Source organism: Exiguobacterium sp. s142, assembly GCF_018618455.1.
GTDB lineage: Bacteria > Bacillota > Bacilli > Exiguobacteriales > Exiguobacteriaceae > Exiguobacterium > Exiguobacterium aurantiacum_A.
Genome location: NZ_JACSMB010000044.1, coordinates 1 through 2,202 on the forward strand (window position 1 = coordinate 1; position 2,202 = coordinate 2,202).

Here is a 2,202-nt window from a genome sequence, read left to right on the forward strand (position 1 = left end):
TATAAATGTCAACGTCTTTATGTACAATTTCGTTCGCTTAATAATGCTCACTATTGCTCACTTCATCAGCCACAGTTTGTTCTGACCGATGGTCTTTCAATCGATAAGAGTCCCCGGTGATTGGCACCACGGTTGCGTGGTGTAGAATCCTATCCAAGATGGCGTTTGCCAGTTTCGGATCGACGAACACCTCCTCCCATGAGCCGAAGTTGATGTTCGTGGTCAGGATCGTGCTCTTTTTTTCGTACCGCTGGTCGATGAGTTGGAAAAAGATTTTGGCGTCCTCTGCGTCGATTGGGAGATACCCAATCTCATCGATGATCAAGAGGCGATATCTGGAGAAGTGTTTCAGCTTGCTCTCCAAGCGGTTCTCCTGCTTCGCGGTCCGCAACTTTTGGATAAGGTCGTGGCACTTCGTGAAATAAGTGTTATGGCGGGCGAGCGCCGCCGTCACCCCGATTGATGTCGCGAGGTGCGTCTTCCCGACACCGCTCGGGCCTAGGAACACCACGTTCTCGTTCCGCTCGATGAAGCGAAGCGTATGAAGGTCTAGGATCTGTTCCCGGTTCAAGGACGGCTGGAAAGAGAAGTCGAACGTATCGAGCCCCTTCGGGCTGGGCAGGGCTGCCGATCGAATCATCCGGTGCGTCTTCTGCTTTTCCTGGACGTCGATTTGGTGGTTCGTGAGCTTGACGAGCACCTCGGTCAGCGACGCCCCGCTCTGAATCCCGAAGTCGATTACCTCATCGAGGTGGATAGCCATCTGATCGAGGTTGAGTGACATGAGGTTCTCTCGTAGCTGCTTGTAGCTGTTCGTCTCCCTCATGACCGGTACCTCTCGTCCATGAGCTGCAGGTTGCGCCGAGCCATCTCGTCGATGCCGCCCCGGTCGCCGACCGTCTGGCTAAGCTGTTGAAGATAATGGTGCTCCAGATAGTTCAATTTGTTGTCGCTAAGACGATGTTGGGCGATCGGTTTCGTGTTATGATAAATCCACAAGTAATCGTCATGCACCTCGAGTGCCACCCGTTCGCCTTCATATCCGGTTGGTACGGAATACTGGTTCGAGCGGTACGAGACCATGTTGGAGTGGTTCACCTTGGCCCGGGCGTGCTTGATGCGATAGGAATCTCTTACTCGTTCAGTTGGTAGCTGGAGTAGGAGGTTCCTTTCTTTTTGTAGCTCCAGAATCGGGATCTTTCCGGTCCCTTGATGGATCTCGCTATTGATTCGTCTACACAGTCTCTCGATGTAGTCGTGCAGCTCCTCGAGGTTATATTTGCCCTGGTAGGCGTGAATCTCGTCCAAGATTTTCATCGGCGCCTCGACCTTCCCTTTCGTCTGCGGCCGCCCGGCGATGCAAGGTTTCACCTGGAAACCGAAATCCTTCGCGAACTCCTCGAACCGGCGGTTCACGACGCCCTCGCCGTATCGTGTACGCGCCTCCGTCATGACGGTGCTCATATTGTCTGTAACGAGCTCATCGGGAACCCCGTCGAGTTTCTCGAACGCCTGCGTCAAAAACGAGAGGACGACATCTTGCGATTTTGACAGACTGAGGTGGAAGAAACGAAAACGGGAATACGAGAGTATCAGCACCGCCACGTTCACCTCGATCGTCTCGCCGTCGCGTGTCTCGTAACGGATTGACTCTTTCCAGTCTAGTTGCGCCTGTTTGCCGGGGGCCGTCTCGAAGCGGACGTGTTGCCCGGCTGCGGGCATTTTTTTATTCTCGTTGAAATAGGCGGCGAACTCGGGATGCCGTCTGATGTAGCTCCGGAATGTCGAGTCGGCACACTCCAACCCATGGTTGTCTTTCAGGTATTGCCAGAGGATGCGTCGATAATAGAATCGTTGCTTGGAATCCTCCGACAGGAGGGCCCGGATGATCGGATAATACGCATCGATCACCGATTCCCGGTTTCTCGTTGTTGGCTTCTGGTAGCCGTTGAGATATTTATTGACCGTCCTCCGGTCGACACCCATCTCTCTGGCGAGTTGGCTCTTGTTGATTTTCATGTTCATCTTCTCCATCATGTCATTGAATGTCCGTAGGTCCGAAAGTTCGTTTACCTCGAACGTCGTGTCTACGTTTAATTGAATTTGCATAGTCGTTCACCTCGTGAACAAGTATGCGAGAAGGAGACGAAATTGTACATTGTTATCCCAACGTTTTAGGACATCTTAAAACTATCATTTATA

2 protein-coding genes are annotated in these 2,202 nt (G+C 52.3%); both read right to left on the bottom strand.

The genetic code is table 11. The annotated features are described in order from the left end of the window. Positions 1-37: 37 nt before the first annotated feature. Positions 38-826, bottom strand: a complete 789-nt coding sequence (gene istB / locus KNP77_RS15745; protein ID WP_131458834.1) for an IS21-like element helper ATPase IstB — start codon at positions 824-826, stop codon at positions 38-40. Beyond that, positions 823-2,109, bottom strand: coding sequence for an IS21 family transposase (istA, locus tag KNP77_RS15750; RefSeq protein WP_131458835.1), 1,287 nt, complete (start codon positions 2,107-2,109; stop codon positions 823-825). The genes istB and istA overlap by 4 nt, the downstream gene beginning before the upstream one ends. Between the last annotated feature and the right edge of the window lie 93 nt (positions 2,110-2,202).